This is a genomic window from Sphingomonas sp. Leaf208 (assembly GCF_001421415.1).
GTDB lineage: Bacteria > Pseudomonadota > Alphaproteobacteria > Sphingomonadales > Sphingomonadaceae > Sphingomonas.
In genome coordinates this window covers 241077-262054 of sequence record NZ_LMKH01000001.1, presented here as the reverse complement: position 1 = coordinate 262054, position 20978 = coordinate 241077, and the positions used below count along the sequence as shown (strand labels likewise).

At 65.7% G+C, this 20978-nt stretch carries 16 protein-coding genes; 11 read left to right on the top strand and 5 right to left on the bottom strand.

Annotation, left to right across the window (positions count from 1 at the left end; all coding sequences use genetic code 11):
- Positions 1–93 precede the first annotated feature (93 nt).
- Together ASE69_RS01025 and ASE69_RS01020 are read left to right on the top strand one after the other, a co-directional pair.
- Complete coding sequence (locus ASE69_RS01025) at positions 94–2493, top strand: TonB-dependent receptor (RefSeq protein WP_056481693.1); 2400 nt, start codon at positions 94–96, stop codon at positions 2491–2493.
- 49 nt (positions 2494–2542) lie between these two features.
- Positions 2543–5017: a PhoX family protein gene (locus ASE69_RS01020; RefSeq protein ID WP_056481690.1), complete on the top strand. Its 2475-nt coding sequence runs from the start codon at positions 2543–2545 to the stop codon at positions 5015–5017.
- Positions 5018–5344: 327 nt separating this feature from the next.
- On the opposite strand, the gene ASE69_RS01015 is transcribed toward ASE69_RS01020, so the two are convergent.
- Together ASE69_RS01015 and ASE69_RS01010 are read right to left on the bottom strand one after the other, a co-directional pair.
- Complete coding sequence (locus tag ASE69_RS01015) at positions 5345–5737, bottom strand: MerR family transcriptional regulator (RefSeq protein ID WP_056481687.1); 393 nt, start codon at positions 5735–5737, stop codon at positions 5345–5347.
- Positions 5734–7419, bottom strand: coding sequence for a long-chain-fatty-acid--CoA ligase (locus ASE69_RS01010; protein ID WP_056482920.1), 1686 nt, complete (start codon positions 7417–7419; stop codon positions 5734–5736). Before ASE69_RS01010 ends, ASE69_RS01015 begins: the two co-directional genes overlap by 4 nt.
- 131 nt (positions 7420–7550) lie before the next feature.
- Between ASE69_RS01010 and ASE69_RS01005 the strand changes: the two genes are divergently transcribed.
- The 4 genes from ASE69_RS01005 (at position 7551) to ASE69_RS00990 (ending at position 13090) form a co-directional block, all read left to right on the top strand.
- Positions 7551–8687, top strand: coding sequence for a thiolase family protein (locus tag ASE69_RS01005; protein WP_056481684.1), 1137 nt, complete (start codon positions 7551–7553; stop codon positions 8685–8687).
- Positions 8687–11005, top strand: a complete 2319-nt coding sequence (locus ASE69_RS01000; RefSeq protein ID WP_056481681.1) for a 3-hydroxyacyl-CoA dehydrogenase/enoyl-CoA hydratase family protein — start codon at positions 8687–8689, stop codon at positions 11003–11005. The genes ASE69_RS01005 and ASE69_RS01000 overlap by 1 nt, the downstream gene beginning before the upstream one ends.
- 289 nt (positions 11006–11294) lie before the next feature.
- A complete protein-coding gene (locus ASE69_RS00995) occupies positions 11295–11705 on the top strand; it encodes a DUF2147 domain-containing protein (RefSeq protein WP_056481678.1) in 411 nt (136 codons plus the stop codon).
- Between the two features lie 50 nt (positions 11706–11755).
- The gene (locus ASE69_RS00990; protein WP_056481675.1) at positions 11756–13090 is read left to right on the top strand and encodes an OmpP1/FadL family transporter; all 1335 of its coding nucleotides are present in this window, start codon (positions 11756–11758) and stop codon (positions 13088–13090) included.
- Positions 13091–13221: 131 nt separating this feature from the next.
- On the opposite strand, the gene ASE69_RS00985 is transcribed toward ASE69_RS00990, so the two are convergent.
- On the bottom strand, positions 13222–13749 hold the full coding sequence (locus ASE69_RS00985) for a gamma carbonic anhydrase family protein (RefSeq protein WP_056481672.1): 528 nt from the start codon (positions 13747–13749) through the stop codon (positions 13222–13224).
- Entirely contained in the window at positions 13749–15848 is a 2100-nt protein-coding gene (locus tag ASE69_RS00980) for a malate synthase G (RefSeq protein ID WP_414882898.1), read from the bottom strand. Before ASE69_RS00980 ends, ASE69_RS00985 begins: the two co-directional genes overlap by 1 nt.
- A 102-nt stretch (positions 15849–15950) precedes the next feature.
- On the opposite strand from ASE69_RS00980, the gene ASE69_RS00975 reads away from it, so the two are divergent.
- A complete protein-coding gene (locus tag ASE69_RS00975; protein WP_056481667.1) occupies positions 15951–16826 on the top strand; it encodes a LysR family transcriptional regulator in 876 nt (291 codons plus the stop codon).
- Here the strand turns inward: ASE69_RS00975 and ASE69_RS00970 are convergent.
- Positions 16781–17269: a MarR family winged helix-turn-helix transcriptional regulator gene (locus ASE69_RS00970; RefSeq protein WP_056481664.1), complete on the bottom strand. Its 489-nt coding sequence runs from the start codon at positions 17267–17269 to the stop codon at positions 16781–16783. The genes ASE69_RS00975 and ASE69_RS00970 overlap by 46 nt on opposite strands.
- Before the next feature lie 79 nt (positions 17270–17348).
- On the opposite strand from ASE69_RS00970, the gene hppD reads away from it, so the two are divergent.
- The 4 genes from hppD (at position 17349) to ASE69_RS00950 (ending at position 20948) form a co-directional block, all read left to right on the top strand.
- Positions 17349–18419, top strand: coding sequence for a 4-hydroxyphenylpyruvate dioxygenase (gene hppD, locus ASE69_RS00965; RefSeq protein ID WP_056481660.1), 1071 nt, complete (start codon positions 17349–17351; stop codon positions 18417–18419).
- Positions 18420–18619: 200 nt separating this feature from the next.
- On the top strand, positions 18620–19945 hold the full coding sequence (hmgA, locus tag ASE69_RS00960; protein WP_056481657.1) for a homogentisate 1,2-dioxygenase: 1326 nt from the start codon (positions 18620–18622) through the stop codon (positions 19943–19945).
- A complete protein-coding gene (gene maiA / locus ASE69_RS00955) occupies positions 19942–20586 on the top strand; it encodes a maleylacetoacetate isomerase (protein WP_056481654.1) in 645 nt (214 codons plus the stop codon). The genes hmgA and maiA overlap by 4 nt, the downstream gene beginning before the upstream one ends.
- Entirely contained in the window at positions 20583–20948 is a 366-nt protein-coding gene (locus ASE69_RS00950) for a Rieske (2Fe-2S) protein (protein WP_056481651.1), read from the top strand. The genes maiA and ASE69_RS00950 overlap by 4 nt, the downstream gene beginning before the upstream one ends.
- The last annotated feature ends 30 nt before the right edge of the window (positions 20949–20978 follow it).

The window sequence follows — 20978 nt, the reverse complement described above, 5'->3', positions numbered from 1 at the left end:
CGTCGTTACGGAATAGTCATTTTGCTTTCATGAAGACGCCATCGAAACGTCACCTCGCCCCCGTAGTGCGACGGCAACGACACGGGGGACTTAATGACACGTATCTTCACGCGGCTCGCGGTTGCGACGCTCGCCACGACCTGCTCGACCATGGCGCTCGCACAAGCCAGCACGCCAGCCACTGCCCAAGCCGAAACCGAAGCCGCAACGTCGGACGACGAGATCGTCGTCACCGCGCAGAAGCGCGAACAGCGGATCGAAGACGTCCCCATTACCGTCACCGCGCTGACTGGCGCTCGCATGGCGTCGATCGGCGTCAACTCGTTGAGCGAAGTCGCCGCCTATATTCCCGGCCTCCAGATCCAGGAGCAGAGCGCCAACAACCCGGGCTTCGTGATCCGCGGCATCACCTCGGACAACGGCTCGTCGCAGCAGGGCGCGCGTGTCACGCTCTATTACAACGGCATCGACATCAGCCGTTCGCGCGGCGCGTACCAGGACCTGTTCGACCTCTCGCGGATCGAAGTCGTGAAGGGTCCGCAGGCGACCCTGTTCGGCACCGCGGCTGCGGTCGGCGCGATCAGCCTCGTCTCGGCCAAGCCGGAGCCCGGCGTGTCGGGCGCGATCAACGGCACGTACGGCAATTTCGACCGAACCCAGGTGTCGGGCTTCCTGAATGCGGGCAACGATGTGCTCGCCGGCCGCATCGCCTTCGCGTATAAATATCGCAAGGGCTACGTCCGCAACATCGCCGGCGACGCGAACGTGCCGAACCAGAACCAGGGCGGCGTCGACCAGGACGATCTGAACGGCCAGGACCAGCGCGGCATCCGCGGCTCGCTCCGCTATCGCCCGAGCGACAGCATCACCGCCGACCTCGTCCTGACCTATGACGGACAGCGCAACCCCGGCACCGCGTTCAAAAGCCGCGCGCATGCCCCGACCGGCGGCCAGACCGGCGACTATGGCTACGCGGAACTCTCCGGCTCGCCATACAGCGCCGCGGCTCTCGGCGCACGCAAGCTCGGTCTCGACCGCAACGTCTATGACGCGAACCTGACGATCACCGCGGACCTGTCGCCGGGCATCACCTTCACCACCGTCAACGGGTATCGCAAGTTCGACGCACTCGAAGTGTTCGACGCCGATGGTGGCCCCGCTGCGTATCTCGAGTTCGCCGAAGACGCGAAGGGCGACCAGTGGAGCCATGAGAGCCGCTTTGCTTTCGAAGGGCCCAAGTACCGCGCCTCGGTCGGCTGGAACGCATTCTTCGAGAACGGCTTCCAGCGCGTCCCGTTCGCGACCGAAGAGGGTACGTATCTCGCCTGCTCGGTTGCGGCGGCCTACGCCCCGATCCGCGCGGCGCTGAACGGCGCGGGCATCCCGACCGGGACAGGATGCGTGGCACCGAACGGCACGGTTCCGGCGACGCGCGCAACCGCAGCGCTCACGGGTGGTCGTGCTACCGCAATACCTTACGCCGCGGAGTTCACGAACTACGGCAACAACGACACCTACTCCGTGTTCGCCGACGCGACGTACATTCCAATACCCGCGCTCGAACTGACCGCCGGCGCGCGCATCCTGATCGAGGACCGCCAGTCGGGCTATTCGTCGGTCCAGCCGAACTCGGTGATCCTGGCAGCCCTCGGCATCCAGTCGAGTCTGCTCGGGACGGCCAACACCAACGGCAACAAGTTCGTCGCGGAGAAGAGCTTCACCGCGATCCTGCCGCGCTTCAACGCGCTGCTGAAGCTCAACGACGCGGTCAATCTCTACGCGACGATCAGCAAGGGGCGCCGTTCGCCGGTGGTCCAGCTCGCCGCTCAGCGCACCGCGTTTGGGGTCGGTCCCAACCTGCAGGTCGTACCGCAGGAGAACGTCTGGAACTACGAAGGCGGCATCAAGGGTCGCGTCGGCCCGTTCAGCGGCGCGGCATCGGTCTTTTACCAGACCTATGACGGCTTCCAGGTGTCTGTGACGAACAACGGCGTGACGACGACACAGAGCGCCGGATCGGCCAAGAACCTCGGCGTCGAGCTCGAAGGCAATCTGAAGCTCGCATCGTATCTCTCGGTATTCGGGACGTTTGCCTACATCGACGGTGGCATCGGCGACGAAGCGGCGAACGGTGTGTTCGCCGGCAACCGCTTCCGCCTCCAGCCGGACACGACCGCGTCGGGCGGCGTGATCCTTCGCCTGCCGGTCGGCGGCGCGACGGTCTACGCCACGCCGAGCGTTACCTACCGCACCAAGGCGTTCTTCGAGCTGCCGAACAACCCGGCCATCAGCACGCCCGGCTACACGCTGGTCAACGCCCGCGCCGGGATCGAGTTCGCGCAAGGTCGCTACAGCGTCGGCGGGTTCGTCCGGAACGCGACCAACAAGCGCTACCTGATCGACGCGGGCAACACTGGCGGCGGCTTCGGCATCCCGACCTACATAGCCGGCGAGCCACGCTTCTACGGCGTCGAGCTGGGCGCGAAATTCTGATTTCCACGCATCGTTACACACCACGCAACCATCCCCGGGGGGACCAAGCATGACGTTCGAGACCATCTATACCGACGGCGATATCGATACCAACCCGACCGCCAATCCGCATATCAACGACCTGATCGAGTCGCGCTATTCGCGTCGCCAGACCTTGATGGGCGGCATGTCCGCGACCGCTGCGGCGGTGTTCGGCGGCATGTTGCTGACCGGCTGCGACGACGACAATGACGGCAACGGCTCGAGCCCCGTCACGGTGACGGCGACCGCTGGTGGCAGTTCCACCGCGGGTCGCGTCGCGACGCTGACCGGTGCGGCGATCGGCCAAGTCGACAGCGTGACCTGGACGCAGACCGCCGGCCCCGCCGTCACGCTCGCCGGTGCCTCGACCGCCACCGCGACCTTCGTCGTACCGGGTGCTGCTGCCGGGACCGTCCTCAGCTTCCAGTTTACCGCAGTATCGGCCAGCGGTTCGGTCAGCGCTACGACCAGCGTGACCGTCGGCGCGGCCTCGTTGGGCTTCACCGCGGTTGCGAAGAGCCTCGCGGATGTCGTTGCGGTTCCTGCGGGTTACGCGGTGACGGTCTTGTACCGGCTCGGCGATCCGATCGGCAGCGGGGTCGGCACGTATGCCAATGATGGCACCGACACGACCTTCTCGAAGCGTGCGGGCGATCATCATGATGGCATGAGCTATTTCGGCATGTCGGCCACCGGTACCCCGGACGCCAACGGCAACACGCGCGGCCTGCTCGTGCTCAACCATGAGAACATCACGCAAGCCTATCTCCATCCGAACGGCCCGACCACGACCGCAGGCGCCCGTCCCGAAGCCGAAGCGCTGAAGGAGATGGAGTGCCACGGCGTGTCGGTGATCGAGGTCAACCGCGCCGCCGCCTGGAGCTACACGACCGCGTCGTCCTTCAACCGCCGTATTACCCCGCTGACGCCGATGAGCTTCTCGGGCCCTGTGCGCGGTGCCGACAGCCTCAAGACGCGCTATTCGCCGGATGCCACCACGGGTCGGGGCACGATCAACAATTGCGCCAATGGTACAATGCCTTGGCACACGTACCTGACAAACGAAGAGAACTGGGTCGGCTATTTCAAGCGTGAGGTCGGCGACGCGGCGCGGCGCGCGGCAACTGGCCCCGTGGGCGTAAAGGCGAACACCTCGCTGACGCGCTACGGCAAGGGCGAGAGCAACACCGGCGGCAACTATGGGTGGTCGACGGTCACGCCGACGGACACGACCAGCACGATCTATTCGCGCTGGAACATCACCGCACAGGCCAGCGCGCCGGCCGACGGCACGGGCGATTTCCGCAACGAGATCTTCCAGTACGGCTGGGTGGTCGAGATCGATCCGTTCGACGCGGCCTCGACGCCGCGCAAGCGGACTGCGCTTGGCCGTATGAACCATGAAGGCTGCCAGATCGGGCGGACGATCGCTGGCGTGAAGCCGGCCTTCTACATGGGCGACGATGCGCAGAACGAGTATATCTACAAGTTCGTATCGGCGACGCCCTGGTCTGCGGCGGATGCGAGCGCCGCGAACCGTCTCGCGATCGGTGACAAGTATCTCGATGCTGGAACGCTCTACGTCGCGAAGCTCGCAGCCGACGGCAGCGGCCAGTGGTTGCCGCTGGTGTTCGGCCAAGGGCCCCTCACCTCGGCCAACGCAGCCTATCCGTTCTCGAGCCAGGTCGATGTGCTGATCAACACGCGACTGGCAGCGGATGCGCTGGGTGCGACGCGGATGGATCGGCCGGAGTGGACGGCGGTCAATCCTGCAACGGGCGAGATGTATTGCACGCTCACCAACAACTCGTCGCGGACGGTGGCTACCGCGGACGCGCCCAACCCGCGCGCCTATGTCGATCCCAAGACCACGGGCGGCCAGACCACGGGTAACGCCAACGGCCACATCATCCGCCTGCGCGAGACCGGTGACACATCCGAGGCAACGACGTTCGCTTGGGACATCTACGCGTTCGGTGCCGGCTCCGATCTGGATGCGACCAACATCAACCTGTCGGGTCTCGATGCGACCAACGACTTCTCGTCGCCCGACGGCCTGTGGTTCGGCCTGCCGAGCAATGCTTCGGGGACGATCGCACCGGTGATGTGGATCGAGACGGATGACGGCGCATTCACGGACGTCACCAACTGCATGCTGCTCGCCTCGGTACCGGGGATCGTCAACGATGGCGGCACGCGGACGGTGACCAACACGATCGGTGCGGCAACCGGCTCGGTGACGACGCGCGTCGGCAAGGCACCTGGGGCGGCACTGCGTCGCTTCCTGGTCGGGCCGAAGGAGTGCGAGATCACCGGTATCCATACGACGCCGGATGGGCGGTCGCTGTTCGTGAACATTCAGCATCCGGGTGAGAATGGCGGGCCGACCAACATTACGAGCAGCTGGCCTGCCAACCAGGCGGGTACGGTGACGGCTCCTTCGCGGCCGCGGTCTGCGACGATCGTGATCACGAAGACCGATGGGGGTGTGGTCGGGCTTTAAGCTTCGGGGGCGGACTCCCGATCCTCCCCCGCAAGGGGGAGGTGGCACCGAAGGTGGCGGAGGGGGAGGACACGGAACATCAGTTTCCGTGTCCTCCCCCTCCGTCTGGCAAGTGCCAGCCACCTCCCCCTGGCGGGGGAGGATTTTAGTGCCCCTCGATCACACCGACAAACCCCGCCCCGGCGGAGGCCGGGGTCCAGTTGGGAGACGTCGCTGAATGGCGCTACGCTTCGTTATTGCCACCGCTCCAACTGGGCCCCGGCCTTCGCCGGGGTGGGGCAGTTTCGAGGGGTGGTGCAATTTCAGGGGGGCCGCGTCCCGCAGGCCTTAAACCGTTCCCGCCGGAATCCGCGCGAGAGCCTCCTGCTCGATCTTCTCCAACTCATCCCGCGTCTGGACGATCGCCTCGCGTTGCGCGTCGAGCAGGTCGATCCGCTGGCGACACCGTTCCGCCAGCGCACGCATCTGCTCTACATGCTGCGGATCGGCGTCATAGAGGTCGAGAAATTCCTCGATGTCGCGCAACGTGAAACCCAGCCGCTTGCCACGCAAAATCAGCTGCATCCGGGCGACTTCGCGCCGCGTGTAGACCCGCGTGGTGCCGATCCGGCAGGGCTCGATCAGCCTCTTGTCCTCGTAGAACCGCAGCGTCCGCGCGCTCACGCCGAGCATGCGTGAGACTTCCTGTATGCCGGTAAGATCGTCCTGTCGGTCGTTCACGCGTCCACTCCCCTCGCCTCCGACGCCGCCGCCTTTGCGGTCTCTTCAGCGACAAGTTCCTTTTTGGATAGCTTGCCGATCAGCGTCTTGGGGAGACTGTCGCGGATTTCGACCTCGCGGGGAAGCTCGATCTTGCTGATCTTGTCGCGGAGAAAATCGCGTAGTTCGAGCGGGGTAGCGGCCGCACCTTCGGCCAGCACGACGAACGCTTTCGGCGCCTGCCCGCGGTATTTGTCGGGGACGCCGATGACGACGGCTTCGAGCACGGAGGGGTGTTCGTACAAGGCCTCCTCGATCACGCGCGGATAGACGTTGTACCCGCCGGCGAGGATCAGATCCTTGATCCGGTCGACGATGAACAGATAGCCGTCCGCGTCGAGGTGGCCCACGTCACCGGTGCGTAGCGCGCCATCCGCGAACAACTCGGCGGTGGCGGCGGGCTTGTGCCAGTATCCCTGCGTGATTTGGGGCCCACGCGCGCAGATCTCGCCATTCTCACCTACGGGCAGCAGCCGGGTCGGGTCCTCGCGGTCGCGGATCTCGATCGTCGTGCCGGGAAAGGGCAGCCCGGCGGAGCCCGGCTTGTTGAGGCCATCGATCGGGTTGCAGGTGATGATCGGCGAAGCTTCCGACAGACCATACCCCTCGCACAGCTTGGCGCCGGTCGCCGCCTCGAACGCGATCCGCACCTCCGCAGGAAGCGGTGCCCCGCCCGAGATGCAGGCGTGGATCGAGGACAGGTCGATCTTCTGCGTCTCGGCGGCTGTCGTAATCGCCGCATAGATCGTCGGCACCGCGGGGAAATAGCTCGGTTTGGTCCGCTCGATCGTCTTGAGCAGTTGCTGTAGCTCGAAGCGCGGCAACAGGATCATCTCTGCGCCGGTGCGGATCGAATAGGTCAGCACTGTGGTCAGCGCGAAGACGTGGAACAGCGGCAGTGCGCCGAGCACGCGGTCCTGGTGGGGCTGCTCGCCACCGACGAACACTACCATCGCGTCGGCGTTCGCGACGAGGTTGGCGTGGCTGAGCATCGCTGCCTTGGGCTCGCCGGTGGTGCCGCCGGTATATTGCAGCACCGCGACCTCGTCCGGGGAAACGGTAACGGGGGACGGCGCACCCTTCGCCTTGAGCAGCGAGTCGAACGTGGAATGGCGCGCATCGCTAGGCGCATGGCCAATCTCGGCGCGCTTGAAGATGCGGTAGGCGATCGACTTCAGCGTCGGCAGCGCGCCCGCGATCGGACAGGTTATGACGTGCTTCACGCCCATCTGCCCCGCGACCTTGAGCACGCGTGCGTGGATCTCGGCGATGTCGCAGGTGGCGATGATCGTTGCGCCGGAGTCTTCGAGCAGATGCGCAAGCTCGCGCTCGACATAGAGCGGGTTGACGTTGACGACGACGCCGCCGGCCTTGAGGATCGCAAAGAACAGGATTGGATAATAGGGCGTGTTCGGCAGGCAGAGCGCGACACGCGTGCCCTTGACGACACCCATGTCCTGGAGCCCCCGCGCTGCCCGATCCACCGCCTCGCCGAGTTCGGCATAGGTCAGCGTCCGGCCCATGAAGTCGAGCACGTTGCGCGACCCGAACCGCTGTACCGACAGGTCGAGCATGTCGCCCAGCAGCCGCGGCTCGCCCAGCAGCGGAACGCCGATCGCCTTGCCCCCGGAAGTGTCCTGCATCTCGCTCTCCATTGCTCAGTGTGCGTAAGCCATATTGTCGGCCGCTTCACCTTGACGTAAAGGTGAGGTATCGCACCTTAAGGGTAACCCGCAAGCGTTAACCGGGTCGACCGCAATATGAGAGGATCATCGTGACCAACGTCGTCATCGCCGGGTACGCCCGTTCGCCGTTCCACCTCGCCGGCAAGGGCGAACTCGCCCGCGTCCGTCCGGACGATCTCGCCGCACAGACGATTCGCGGGTTGCTCGACAAGACCGGCGTCGATCCGGCCGAGATCGAGGACATCATCCTCGGCTGCGCGTTCCCCGAGGGGGAACAGGGCCTCAACGTCGCCAAACTGATCGCGCAGATCGCCGACCTGCCGATCTCGGTCGGCGGGATGACGGTCAACCGGTTCTGCGGCTCGTCGATGAGCGCGATCCACATCGCTTACGGCCAGATCGCGGTCGGCGCGGGCGAGGCGTTTATCTGCGCGGGCCTCGAATCGATGAGCCGCGTACCGATGGGCGGCTACAACCCCCTCCCCAACCCCGAGCTCGCGAAGAAGAGCGCCGGCGCATACATGGGCATGGGTGAGACCGCCGAGAACGTCGCGCGGCAGTACCAGATCACCCGCGCCGAGCAGGATGCGTTCGCGGTGAAGAGCCAGGACAAGGCGGCGGCTGCGCGCGCCGATGGCCGCTTGTCCGACGAGATCGTGACGATCCAGACGAAGGCGGGCCCGGTCAGCCAGGACGGCACGATCCGCGCCGGCACGACCACCGAAGCGCTCGCCGGCTTGAAGCCTGCGTTCAGAGCGGACGGTTCGGTGACCGCTGGCACGTCGTCGCCGCTGACCGACGGTGCGTCGGCAGTGCTGGTGACTTCCGAGGAATTCGCGAAGAAGCACGGTCTGACGATCCTCGCGCGGATCAAGTCGATCGGCGTGTCGGGTTGCGCGCCCGAGACGATGGGGCTTGGCCCGATCGGTGCGTCGAAGAAGGCGCTGGAGCGTGCCGGGATCACCGTCGCGGACCTCGACGTGGTCGAGATCAACGAGGCGTTCGCGAGCCAGGCGATCGCCTGCATCCGCGACCTCGGGCTGAAGGACGAGACGATCAACCTCGACGGCGGCGCGATCGCGATCGGTCATCCGCTCGGCGCGACCGGCGCGCGGATTGTCGGCAAGGCGGCATCGCTGCTAGCGCGTGAAGGCGGCCGCTATGCGCTCGCCACGCAGTGCATCGGCGGCGGTCAGGGCATCGCTACGGTGCTGGAGCGCGCATAATGGTCGATCAGGTCAAGAAGGTCTGCGTCATCGGCGCGGGCGTGATGGGTGCGGGCATTGCCGCGCAGATCGCCAATGCCGGCATCCCAGTGCTGTTGCTCGACATCGTCCCCCGCGACGGTGACGATCGTGACGCAGTGGCCAAGGGCGCGGTCGCGAAGATGCTCAAGACCGATCCCGCCCCCTTCATGTCGAAGCGCGCGGCCAAGCTGGTCGAGACGGGCAACATCGACGATCATCTGGATCGCGTCGCCGAGTGTGACTGGATCGTCGAGGCGATCGTTGAACGGCTCGACATCAAGCAGGCGCTCTATGCCAAGCTCGAGACTTTGAAGCGCCCCGGCACCGCGGTGTCGTCGAACACCTCGACGATCCCGCTCGGCAACTTGGTGGAGGGGCGCTCGGACCAGTTCAAGGCCGACTTCCTCATCACGCACTTCTTCAATCCGCCGCGCTACATGCGGCTGGTCGAGATCGTCCGCGGCGTGGCAACCGACGTCGCGGTCGCCGAGAAGGTCGAGGATTTCGTCGATCGCTTCATGGGCAAGCGGATCGTCCGCGCGAAGGACACGCCGGGCTTCATCGCGAACCGCATCGGCACCTATTGGCTGGCGATCGCGATCAACGCGGCGATGGACCAGGGGCTGACCGTCGAGGAAGCCGACCAGATCGGTGGCCGTCCGATGGGCGTGCCGAAGACCGGGATCTTCGGGCTGGTCGACCTCGTCGGCGTCGATCTCATGCCGCTGCTGTCGAAGAGCCTCTCCTCCACGCTTCCGGCTGGCGATCCGTATTTCGATACGGTCCGCCCGCTGCCGCTGGTCGACAAGATGATCGCGGACGGGTTCACCGGCCGCAAGGGCAAGGGTGGCTTCTACCGGTTCGACAAGGCGACCCGCACTAAGCTGTCGCTCGATCTCGCGACCGGCGAGTATCGCCCTGAAGCCAAGCCGGCGGAATTGCCGGGCAAGACCGGCAAGGATCTCGCCGCGTTGATCGCGGAGCCGGGCAAGATCGGCATCTATGCGTGGTCAATCCTCGGCAACACGTTGTCCTACGCGGCGATGCTCGTCGGCGAGGCGGCGGACGATGTCGTCGCGATCGATGATGCGATGAAGCTCGGCTATAACTGGAAATACGGGCCGTTCGAGCTGGTCGACCGGATGGGGCCCGGCGTGCTCGCTGCGCGCCTCGCCGAGGAAGGTCGCGACGTTCCTGCGATCCTGACGACCGCGGGCGATCGTCCGTTCTACCGCGTAGAGAACGGCCAGCGTCAGTACCTCACGGCTGGCGGTGAGTATGCCGACGTGCCGCGCGCTGACGGCGTCGAGTTGCTCGAGGACATCAAGCTTCGCTCGCAACCGATCCTGCAAAACCTGTCAGCGTCGCTCTGGGACGTCGGCGACGGCGTCGCGGCGCTCGAGTTCCACACCAAGATGAACGCGCTCGACGATCAGGTCGTGGCGCTCATCTACGAAGCGATCCCGGTCGTCCGCGAGCGCTTCAAGGCGCTGGTGGTGTATAACGACGCGTCGAACTTCTCGGCGGGCGCGAACCTCGGCGCGGCGATGTTCGCGGTCGGTGCGGGCCTCTGGGACATGGTCGAGGCCAGCGTCTCGGGCGGTCAGCAGGCGTACAAGGCGCTCAAATACGCGCCCTTCCCGGTCGTCAGCGCGCCCGCCGGGCTGGCGCTCGGCGGCGGGTGCGAGATCCTGCTCCATTCGGACGCGGTGCAGGCGCATGCCGAGACCTACGCAGGCCTCGTCGAATGCGGCGTCGGGCTCGTCCCCGGCTGGGGCGGCAATGGCGAGATGCTCGACCGCTGGACCAAGTCGCGCACGCTGCCGAACGGGCCGATGCCGGTGCTGACCAAGGTGTTCCAGGCGGTCTCCACCGCGCAGGTCGCCAAGTCGGCAGCGGAGGCGAAGGAGATGATGATCCTGCGCAAGGCCGACGGCATCACGATGAACCGCGACCGGTTGCTGGCGGATGCGAAGGCCAAGGCGCTGTCGCTGGTCGAAGGCTATGTCGCGCCGGAGAAGCCGACCTTCCGCCTGGCGGGCGCGAGCGGCCGGACGGGTCTCAACATGGCGGTCGCGGACTTCCACAAGAAGGGCATGGCGACCGATTACGACCTCATCGTCGCGGATCGGCTTGCCGAGGTGATCACCGGCGGCGAGGCCGATCTGGTCGACAATGTGACCGAGGACCAGTTGCTCGATCTGGAGCGCGCGGCGTTCATGGCGAGCGTGAAGGATCCGCGGACGCAGGCGCGAGTCGTGCACATGCTGCAGACTGGCAAGCCGCTGCGGAACTGATCTCCGTCATCCCCACGCAGGTGGGGACCCATACTGGCTGGCCTATGTGCACGATCGCAACGTCAGCCAATATGGGTTCCCGCTTCCGCGGGAATGACAGGGAAAGGCACGTGAACACTTTTTCACCGCACGAAATCAGTAAGAAGACTTGACTTGTCTTCGTACAATTCTAGTCGGGACCGATAACTGCCGTATACGGCAACGAGGTCGCGGTAACGTCGGCGACTTTACGAGATTTTAGCGACCGTACGCATACGGCGCACCCAACGACACTAGGAGAGGATAGAAGATGTCCCTGTTGATCGCCACCGCCCTGCTCGCCGGCGCGTCCGCCACGCCCGAGACCGTCATCGGCCGCTGGAAGACCGAGACGCACAACGCCGTCGTCGAGATCGCCCGCTGTGGCCCGTCGATCTGCGGCAAAATCCTCACCTCCGATGCGTTGCGCGCCAATCCTTCGATGAAGGATGCGAACAACTCCAACACCGCGCTGCGCAACCGCCCGATCCAGGGCCTGCAGATGCTCAGCGGGTTCAAGTCTGACTCAGGCGGCGTCTGGAGCAGCGGCCAAGTCTACAACGCCGAGGACGGCAAGACGTATAGCGGCAAGATCACGCCGCTCGGTGCGAACCAGCTGAAGCTGCGCGGCTGCGTCTTCTTCCCGCTCTGCAAGACCCAGACCTGGACCCGCGTGCGCTGAGGCGCGGCTTCCACCTCCCTATTATCAGTATAGCTTTCAGGACCTTACCCATGACGCTTCGCACCAAAGCTCCGCTTCTGGCGGTATCAGCACTCGTTTCCGCTTTCGGATTTGCCAGCACCGCCTATGCTGATGCCTTTTATCTCCAGGCACAGTCCGCACGCGGCGCCGGTCGCGCATTCTCGGGTGAAGGCGCCGATACCGGCCCTGACTCGCTGTGGTGGAACCCGGCCGCGATCGCCGGTATCCGCGACGGCAGCGCGACACTGAGTGCAAGCGCGATCCTGCCCAAGGGCGACGTCGTCGACACCGGCACGCTCATCGGCCGCCCGATCTTCTCGCCGACGACCGGCCGGCCAACGGGGTTCAATTACGCGCCGGTCGGCGGCAACGGTACGTCGAGCGATCCGATCAACAAGGGTGTCGTTCCGTCGGGCGCGATCGCCTATCCGCTGACCGACCGGATCGCGATCGGCGTCGCGGTGACGTCGCCCTTCAGCTTCACAACCAACTACGAAGCGAACAGCTGGGCACGCTACAGCGCGGACAAGACGCGGCTGCGGACGATCGATATCCAACCGTCGATCGGCGTTGCGGTGACCGACTGGCTGCGTGTCGGTGGTGCGCTGAACGTCGAATATACCGATGCGACGCTCAACAATGCGCTCCCCAACCTGTCGGCGGCGCTGCCCGACGGCTTCCAGGAGCTGAAGGGTGACGGCTGGGACTTCGGCTGGACCGCAGGCGTTCAGCTGCACAACGACTTCGCCACCGTCGGTGTCAGCTACAAGTCGAGCATCCGCCACAATCTGAAGGGCAGCCTGAACGTCACCGGACTGGTCGGTCCGCTGGCAAGCTCGAACGTTTCGATCGATGGCGCCAAGGCGAGCTTCAACACGCCGGGCCAGGTGATCGTCGCTGGTCGCATCCGCGCCACCAACGCGCTGACGCTCAACGCGCAGGTCGTCGCTTACAACTGGAGCAAGTTCGACACGATCGATCTCGGCGCGCCGTTGAACACCGCGATCCCCGAAAACTACCAGGACAGCTGGAGCCTCGCGGGCGGCTTCGACTACGCCGTCACCCCCAAAGCGACGATCCGCGCGGGTGTCCAGCGTACCAAGACGCCGACGCAGGACGGATTGCGCGATGCCCGCGTACCCGACGCCGACCGCTGGACCTATGCGGCGGGTGGCTCGTACCAGCTGACCTCGCGCATCGCGCTCGACGCCGCCGCGCAATATGTCGATTTCGAAAACACCACGATCGACCGCAGGACGGCCGCCTATGTCGGCACCGCCGCACAGACGAACATCCTGACCTCCGGCGCACTTCGCGATGCGTCGGCCGTCGTGCTGTCGCTCGGTGGCCGGCTGAGCTTCTAGTGAATAATCCTCCCCCGCTAGGGGGAGGTGACTGGCACTTGCCAGACGGAGGGGAAGGCAGGCGACACGTCTGTTCCGTATCCTCCCCCTCCGTCGCCTTCAGCGCCACCTCCCCCTGGCGGGGGAGGATTTTAGACTTCGACCAGCCTCAAGCCCTCGGCGTAAACGCGCTGCTTGGCTGCATAACCGGCCGCCGACATCTTCAGGCCGGCAATCGCTTCCGGAGTCAGTTCGCGGACCGCCTTGGCTGGCGCGCCGACGATCAGGCTCCCGGCAGGAAACACCTTCCCCTCGGTCACCAGCGCGTTCGCACCGATCAGGCAATCGTCGCCGATCACCGCCTTGTTGAGGATCGTCGCCCCCATCCCGACCAGCACGTTGCTGCCGATCGTGCAGCCGTGGAGGATCGCATGATGACCGACCGTACAGCCCTGCCCCACGGTCAACGGCGCGCCGGGATCGGAGTGCAGCATCGCGCCCTCCTGGATGTTGGTCTGTGCACCGACGAGGATCGGCGTGTTGTCGGCACGGATCACAGCGCCGAACCAGACGCTCACCCCCTCCCCCAGCCGCGCGTCGCCGATCACGTCGGCGGACGGCGCGATCCAGACGTCGTCGGCCAGCGTCGGCCGTTTACCCTCGATCTCGTAGAGCGGCATCAGGAAGCGTCCCTTTCCTTTGCCCGCGCGCGGAACGCGTGGAGCAGCGGCTCGGTATAACCGCTCGGCTGCGCGAGACCATCGAACACGAGCGCGCGGGCGGCCTGGAATGCGAGGCTGTCGTCCTCATGCCCCGCCATCGGCCGGTACAGCGGATCGCCCGCGTTCTGCGCATCAACCTTCGCCGCCATTCGTCGCAGCGCCGCATCCGCCTCGTCGGGCGTCGCGATGCCGTGGAGCAGCCAGTTCGCCATGTGCTGCGAACTGATCCGCAGCGTCGCGCGGTCCTCCATCAGGCCGATGTCATGAATGTCGGGCACCTTCGAACACCCAACGCCCTGGTCGACCCAGCGCACGACGTAGCCGAGGATGCCCTGCGCGTTGTTCTCGAGTTCCTCGCTAACCTCGTCGGGTTGCCAGTTGTGGCCGGTCGCGACCGGGATCGTCAGCAGCGCATCGAGCGACGCGATCGGTTCTGCTTGCCGCTCCGTCTGCCGCGCGAAGACGTCGACGCGGTGGTAATGCGTCGCGTGCAGCGTCGCCGCGGTCGGCGACGGTACCCAGGCAGTGTTCGCGCCGGTCATCGGATGCGCGATCTTCTGCTCGAGCATGTCCGCCATCCGATCGGGCGCGGCCCACATGCCCTTGCCGATCTGCGCCTTGCCGCTGAGCCCGCAGGCGAGCCCGATCTGGACGTTGCGATCCTCATACGCCTTGATCCACGACGAGGCCTTCATGTCGCCTTTGCGGATCATCGGGCCGGCGCGCATCGAGGTGTGCATCTCGTCGCCGGTACGATCGAGGAAGCCGGTGTTGATGAATACGGCCCGGTCCTTCACCGCGGCGATGCACGCGGCGAGATTGGCGGAGGTCCGCCGTTCCTCGTCCATCACGCCGACCTTGATCGTATGGCGTGCGAGCCCGAGCAGATCCTCGATCGCGTCGAACAGACGGTTGGTGAAGGCGGCTTCGTCGGGGCCATGCATCTTCGGCTTGACGATGTAGATCGAGCCCGCGCGGCTGTTGCGGATCGGGCCGGTGCCCTTCAGGTCGTGCAGCGCGATCAGCGACGTGACGATGCCGTCGAGGATGCCTTCGGGCGCCTCATTGCCGTCCGCGAGCAGGATCGCCGGCGTCGTCATCAGGTGGCCGACGTTGCGGACGAACATCAGGCTGCGGCCGGGGAGCGTGAACGCGCTTCCGTCGGGTGCGGTGTACTGCCGGTCCGGTTCGAGCGCGCGCGTGACCGTGCGACCGCCCTTGTCGAAGCTGGCGGTCAGGTCGCCCTTCATCAGGCCGAGCCAATTGGCGTAGGCGGCCACCTTGTCCTTGGCATCGACCGCGGCGACCGAATCCTCAAGATCGGCAATCGTGCTGAGTGCGGATTCGAGGACGACGTCGGCGAGGTTCGCATGGTCGTCGCGACCGATCGCATGCTCAGAGTCGATCACGAGTTCGATGTGCAGGCCGTTGTGACGCAACAGGATATTGTCGCCCGCATGCCCGACGAGCTGGCTCGGCTCGGCGAGCTCAGGCGTGCCACCCGTCCAGTCGGTCCACGATCCGTTCGCCAGCGGTACGGCATCGTCGAGAAACGCCTTCGCCCACGCAATTACCTGCGCACCTCGCGTCGCATCATACCCCCTGCCGGACGCCGCGCCCGGGATCGCATCAGTCCCGTAGAGCGCGTCATACAGGCTCCCCCAACGCGCGTTCGCCGCGTTCAGCAGAAAGCGGGCGTTTAGGATCGGCACCACCAACTGCGCGCCAGCGAGCGAGGCGACCTCCGCATCGACGTTGGTCGGGGCGACCGCGAACGGCGCAGGCTCGTCGACCAGATAGCCGATCTCGCGCAGGAACGCCTGATACTCAGCCTGGTCGATCGGCTTGCCGACGCGGGCTTCGTGCCAGGCATCGATCTTGGCCTGAAGGTCGTCGCGAACCGCGAGCAGCGCCGCATTCTCCGGCGCGAACCGCGCGTAGATATCGGAAATGCCTTTCCAGAACGGGGCGGCTTCAAGCCCCGTCCCCGGCAACGCGCGCGTTTCGACGAAGTCCACCAGCGATGCGGCGACCTTCAGGCCTGCCTTTTCGATCATCTCGGTCATGCTGCTCTCCTATGCTCTGTCGGGACGATAGACGCCCGCCACCTTCGCCACTAGACAGTATAAACGGAAAGCTGTTGATCGCATGGAGAACGAATGGATCCCGACATCGTCCTCTTCGCCGAAGTCGTCCGCACCGCCAGCCTCAGCGCGGCGGGGCGTTCGATGGGTATCTCGCCGGCTATGGTCTCGAAGCGCATCGCGCGGCTTGAGGCGAGGCTCGGCGTGCGGTTACTCAACCGGACGACGCGGCGGCTCGATCTGACAGCACGCGGGGCGGCGTATCACCGCGACATGGTCGAGATCCTAGCCGCGATCCGCGATGCCGAGGCGCGCGTGTCCGACCGCGCCGAGACGCCGGCGGGGCCGCTTCGGGTCAGCGCGCCAACCTCGTTCGGCCGTCTCCATATCGCGCCCCACCTGAAGCCGTTCCTCGACGCGCACTCTGCGATCGAACTCGACCTAGATCTGTCGGACGGCTTTTCGGACGTCATCGGCGACCGGCTTGATCTCGCGATCCGGATCGCCCCCGGCGTGCCGCCAAGCCTGACCGGCCATCGCCTCGCCGACAGCCGTCGCGTCCTCTGCGCCGCACCGAGCTACAGTGCCCCGCGCGGTGCGGCCGACCTTACGGAACATCGCCTGCTCGCGGCGAAAGGCCAGATGCCGTGGCGCCTGGCCGGAGCCGATGGCGACGTCACGATCGACCGTCCGAGCTACGTCGCGACGAACTCCAGCGAAGTCGTCCGCGAACTCACGCTGGCTGGCGTCGGCATCGCGCTGCGCTCGCTGTGGGACGTGAGCGCGGACCTTTCGAGTGGCCGCCTCGTCCGCATCCTGCCGGAACTGGCCGGGTCTGCGGACGTCGGAATCTATGCAGTCCATGCGCGCGGCCCGGTGTCGTCGGGTACCGCTGCACTACTCGATTACCTGCGTGGTCTCTGGTCGCCAACGCCGCCGTGGGAGTCCTGAACCAAGTCGATCGTCACCGCATCGATCCGCCGCAGCATCGCGACGAACTGCTCGACCTCCGCGCTTGAGAACCCGGCGAAGATGCGCTGCTCCAGATCGAGCGCCTTCGGTGCGACAGACGCGTAGAGCGTGTGACCGTCGTCGGTCAGCCTCAGCAGATGCGAGCGGCGATCCTCCGGGTTCGCATGCCGCTGCATCAGCCCGCGTTCGACCAAGGCGATCGCCGCGCGGCTGACGGTCACCTTGTCCATCCGCGTCTGCTGGCCGACCTGTTGCTGCGTGATGCCGTCCGCCTCGGCGACCACCGCCACCAGCCGCCACTCCGGGATCGTCAGCCCGAACAGCGCCTCATACGTATCGGCCACCGCCTCGCTGACGAGGTTCGAGGTGATCGACAGGCGATACGGGATGAAATCGTCCAGGACGAGTGCACGGTGAGCCATGTGGAAATCGTAACGATTGACACCAGTTGTTCAACCCGCCAGATTGGTAACAACGGATACCAACTGTCAGGATGTGATCATGGACCATATGGACGTAAACCCGATGGGTCTTGACGGGTTCGAGTTCGCCGAATTCACTTCGCCCGATCCCGACCGGATGGCCGCGCAGTTCGAGCAGTTCGGCTTCGTCGCCGCCTCGACCCACCCGACCAAGGCCGTCACGCGCTACAAGCAGGGCCGGATCAACCTGTTGCTCAATCGCGAGGACGGCGGCCATTCGGCGGCGTTCCGCGCGGATCATGGCCCGTCAGCGAGCGGCATGGCGTTCCGCGTCCATGACGCCAAGGAAGCGTTCGACGCGGCGCTCGCACGCGGCGCTAGGGCGGCCGATGCCAGCATGGGCGCGCTCGGCGAGGGCAGCTATGTGCTCGAAGGGATTGGCGGTTCACTACTGTATCTGGTCGACAAGCATGGCGCGGCCGGCAGCCTGTACGACGACTGGAATGCGGTTCCGGGCGCGGCCGAAGCCGAGGCCGAGAACAACGTCGGGCTCGACCTGCTCGATCACCTCACGCACAATGTGAAGCGTGGCCAGATGCGGACCTGGGCGGAGTTCTACGGCCAGATCTTCGGCTTCGAGGAGCAGAAGTATTTCGACATCAAGGGCAAGGCGACCGGGCTGTTCAGCCAGGCGATGATCGCGCCCGACCGCGCGATCCGCATCCCGCTCAACGAGAGCCAGGACGACAAGAGCCAGATCGAGGAATTCATCAAGGATTACAACGGCGAGGGTATCCAGCATCTGGCGCTTACCACCGACGATATCTTTGAGACGGTCGAGAAGCTGCGCGCCCGCGGCGTCAAGCTGCAGGACACGATCGAGACCTATTACGAGCTGGTCGACAAGCGCGTCCCGAACCACGGCCACGACCTCGAACGCCTCCGCCGCAACCGCATCCTGATCGACGGCAATGTCGGCGAGGAGGGGCTGTTGCTGCAGATCTTCACCGAGAACATGTTCGGGCCGATCTTCTTTGAGATCATCCAGCGCAAGGGGAATGAGGGCTTCGGCAACGGCAATTTCCAGGCGTTGTACGAGAGCATCGAGTTGGATCAGATCCGTAGAGGCGTAATCACGGTCGACGCGTAAATTCTAAACCCTCTCCCTTGGGGAGAGGGAAAGGCGCGCCAGCGCCGAGGGTGAGGGCACGCGCGACGCCAGCACGTGCCCTCACCCTTCCGCCGCGCAAGCGCGCGTCTCCCTCCCTCTCCCCGGGGGAGGGGGACAAGAAAGAGTTTGAATGGCCGGCGGTTCGGGCGTTGATCGGAACAGGTGACGGAGAGGAAGCCATGACAATCCACCAGCCGACCAACGCCGCAGGCGAGACCGCCGGCCAGACCGAGTACCAGCCCGGCTTCGGCAACCACGTATCGACCGAGGCGATCCCCGGCGCGCTGCCGATCGGCCGCAATTCGCCGCAGCGTCCCGCGTTCGGCCTCTACACCGAGCAGCTCTCCGGTACCGCATTTACTGCGCCCCGGCATGAGAACCGCCGCAGCTGGCTCTACCGGATGCGTCCGACCGCCGAGCATCCGCCGTTCGAGCGCTACGCCGGCGCCCAGCGGTTCGCGCCTGGCACCACCGACGCGCCGCTAGCACCCAATCGCCTGCGCTGGGACCCGATCGAGGCCCCCGCCCCCGGCACTGATTTGATCGACGGCATGACGACGATGCTCGCCAACCGCGATCCCGCCGATCTCGAAGGCGTCGCGCTGCACGTGTATGCCGCAAACGCCGACATGACCGACCGCGTGTTCATGGATGCGGACGGCGAACTGCTGTTCATCCCCCAGGCCGGACGGCTCCGGTTGCTGACCGAACTCGGCCGGATCGACATCGCCCCCGGCCAGATCGCGCTCGTCCCGCGCGGCGTCCGCTTCCGCGCCGAACTCCCCGATGGCGAAGCGCGCGGCTATGTCGCGGAGAATCACGGCGCGCTGTTCCGCCTGCCCGATCTCGGTCCGATCGGTGCCAATGGCCTTGCCAACCCGCGCGATTTCGAGACGCCGGTCGCTTGGTTCGAGGATCGCGACGAGCCGGTCGAGGTCGTGCAGAAGTTCATGGGGTCGCTGTGGACGACTACGCTCGATCACTCGCCGCTCGACGTCGTCGCGTGGCACGGCAATCTCGCGCCGTGGCGCTACGACCTGTCGCGGTTCAACACGATCAACACGGTCAGCTTCGACCATCCCGATCCGTCGATCTTCACGCTGCTGACCTCGCCGAGCGACGTGCCCGGTCGCGCAAACGCAGATTTCGTGATCTTCCCGCCGCGGTGGATGGTCGCCGAGGGGACGTTCCGCCCGCCATGGTTCCACCGCAACGTCATGTCCGAAGCGATGGGGCTGATCACCGGCGCGTACGATGCGAAGGCCGAGGGGTTCGCGCCGGGCGGCATCTCGCTGCACAACCTGATGTCGGGTCACGGGCCGGATCTGGCCAGTTGGCAGGGTGCGAGCGCAGCCGACCTGAAGCCGCACAAGATCGACGGGACGATGGCGTTCATGCTGGAGAGCTGCTGGCCGTACAAGCCGACCGCCTATGCGATCGAGCATTCGCAACTCGATTATGATGCGGTCTGGTCGGATTTCCCCAAGGCGATCCTGCCGAAGTGAGCCTGACGCTGCACGGCTATTGGCGCTCGACCACCGCCTACCGCGTCCGCATCGCGCTGGCCCTGAAGGGCGTGGCGTATGCGCAGGTAACGCACGACCTTCGCACAGGTGCGCAACGCGAGGCGGGGTATCGCGTGCTTAATCCGCAGGGACTCGTGCCGGCGCTGGAGACTGACGACGCGATCCTGACTCAGAGCCCCGCGATCCTCGAATGGATCGACGAGACCTATTCCGATCCACCGCTGCTTCCCGTTGGCGCGAATGACCGGGTGATTGTCCGCGCTATGGCGGCGACGGTTGCCTGCGACATCCACCCTGTGAACAATCTCCGCATCCTGAGCGCCTTGCGCACCGAGTTCGGGGCGGACGAGGCTGCGGTGAACCGCTGGATCGCGCGCTGGATCGGCGATGGGTTCGCTGCGCTCGAGACGCTGATCGCGCGCTACGGTGACGGCTTCGCGTTCGGTGCGACACCGACGATCGCCGATTGTCATCTCGTGCCGCAAGTCTATTCGGCCGAGCGGTTCGCGGTCGATCTTTCGCCCTACCCCCGCCTCATAGCCGCCGCTGACAAGGCCCGCGCCCTCCCCGCCTTCGCCGCTGCACATCCGGACCGCCAGCCCGACGCCGACCGCGCATGAGCGATAGCGAACGGCTGACCGCGACGCCCGGCGGGATCAAACTCGCGCCGCTCGATGCAATCATCGACGGCAAGGCGCGGAACTTCGTACTCCAGATGCGCGCCGGTCGCTTCCACGGGTTCGTCGTACGCAAGGACGATGCGGCGTTCGGCTATGTCGATCGCTGCCCGCACATGGGCCTGCCGCTCGCGCAGGTGCTCGACGACTATCTCACGCCGGGCGGTGACCTGATCGCATGCAGTTGGCACTCCGCGCTGTTCGAGATCGACAGCGGCGCGTGCGTCGGCGGACCGTGCGGGGGCACGCGGCTGACGCCATGGCCCGTCGCGGTGGTCGACGGGATGATCGTCACCGCAGGCTGACGTGGCGGGCGACTTGCGCTAAGGGAGCGC

Excerpts from the sequence above, each read along its gene's own strand:
- hmgA (WP_056481657.1), top strand. The coding sequence starts at position 18,620 with ATGACAATCCACCAGCCGACCAACGCCGCAGGCGAGACCGCCGGCCAG.
- ASE69_RS00975 (WP_056481667.1), top strand. The coding sequence starts at position 15,951 with ATGGATCCCGACATCGTCCTCTTCGCCGAAGTCGTCCGCACCGCCAGC.
- ASE69_RS00950 (WP_056481651.1), top strand. The coding sequence starts at position 20,583 with ATGAGCGATAGCGAACGGCTGACCGCGACGCCCGGCGGGATCAAACTC.
- ASE69_RS00985 (WP_056481672.1), bottom strand. The coding sequence starts at position 13,749 with ATGCCGCTCTACGAGATCGAGGGTAAACGGCCGACGCTGGCCGACGAC.
- ASE69_RS01020 (WP_056481690.1), top strand. The coding sequence starts at position 2,543 with ATGACGTTCGAGACCATCTATACCGACGGCGATATCGATACCAACCCG.
- ASE69_RS01025 (WP_056481693.1), top strand. The coding sequence starts at position 94 with ATGACACGTATCTTCACGCGGCTCGCGGTTGCGACGCTCGCCACGACC.
- ASE69_RS00990 (WP_056481675.1), top strand. The coding sequence starts at position 11,756 with ATGACGCTTCGCACCAAAGCTCCGCTTCTGGCGGTATCAGCACTCGTT.
- ASE69_RS01000 (WP_056481681.1), top strand. The coding sequence starts at position 8,687 with ATGGTCGATCAGGTCAAGAAGGTCTGCGTCATCGGCGCGGGCGTGATG.
- ASE69_RS00980 (WP_414882898.1), bottom strand. The coding sequence starts at position 15,848 with ATGATCGAAAAGGCAGGCCTGAAGGTCGCCGCATCGCTGGTGGACTTC.
- ASE69_RS00995 (WP_056481678.1), top strand. The coding sequence starts at position 11,295 with ATGTCCCTGTTGATCGCCACCGCCCTGCTCGCCGGCGCGTCCGCCACG.
- ASE69_RS01010 (WP_056482920.1), bottom strand. The coding sequence starts at position 7,419 with ATGCAGGACACTTCCGGGGGCAAGGCGATCGGCGTTCCGCTGCTGGGC.
- ASE69_RS00970 (WP_056481664.1), bottom strand. The coding sequence starts at position 17,269 with ATGGCTCACCGTGCACTCGTCCTGGACGATTTCATCCCGTATCGCCTG.
- hppD (WP_056481660.1), top strand. The coding sequence starts at position 17,349 with ATGGACCATATGGACGTAAACCCGATGGGTCTTGACGGGTTCGAGTTC.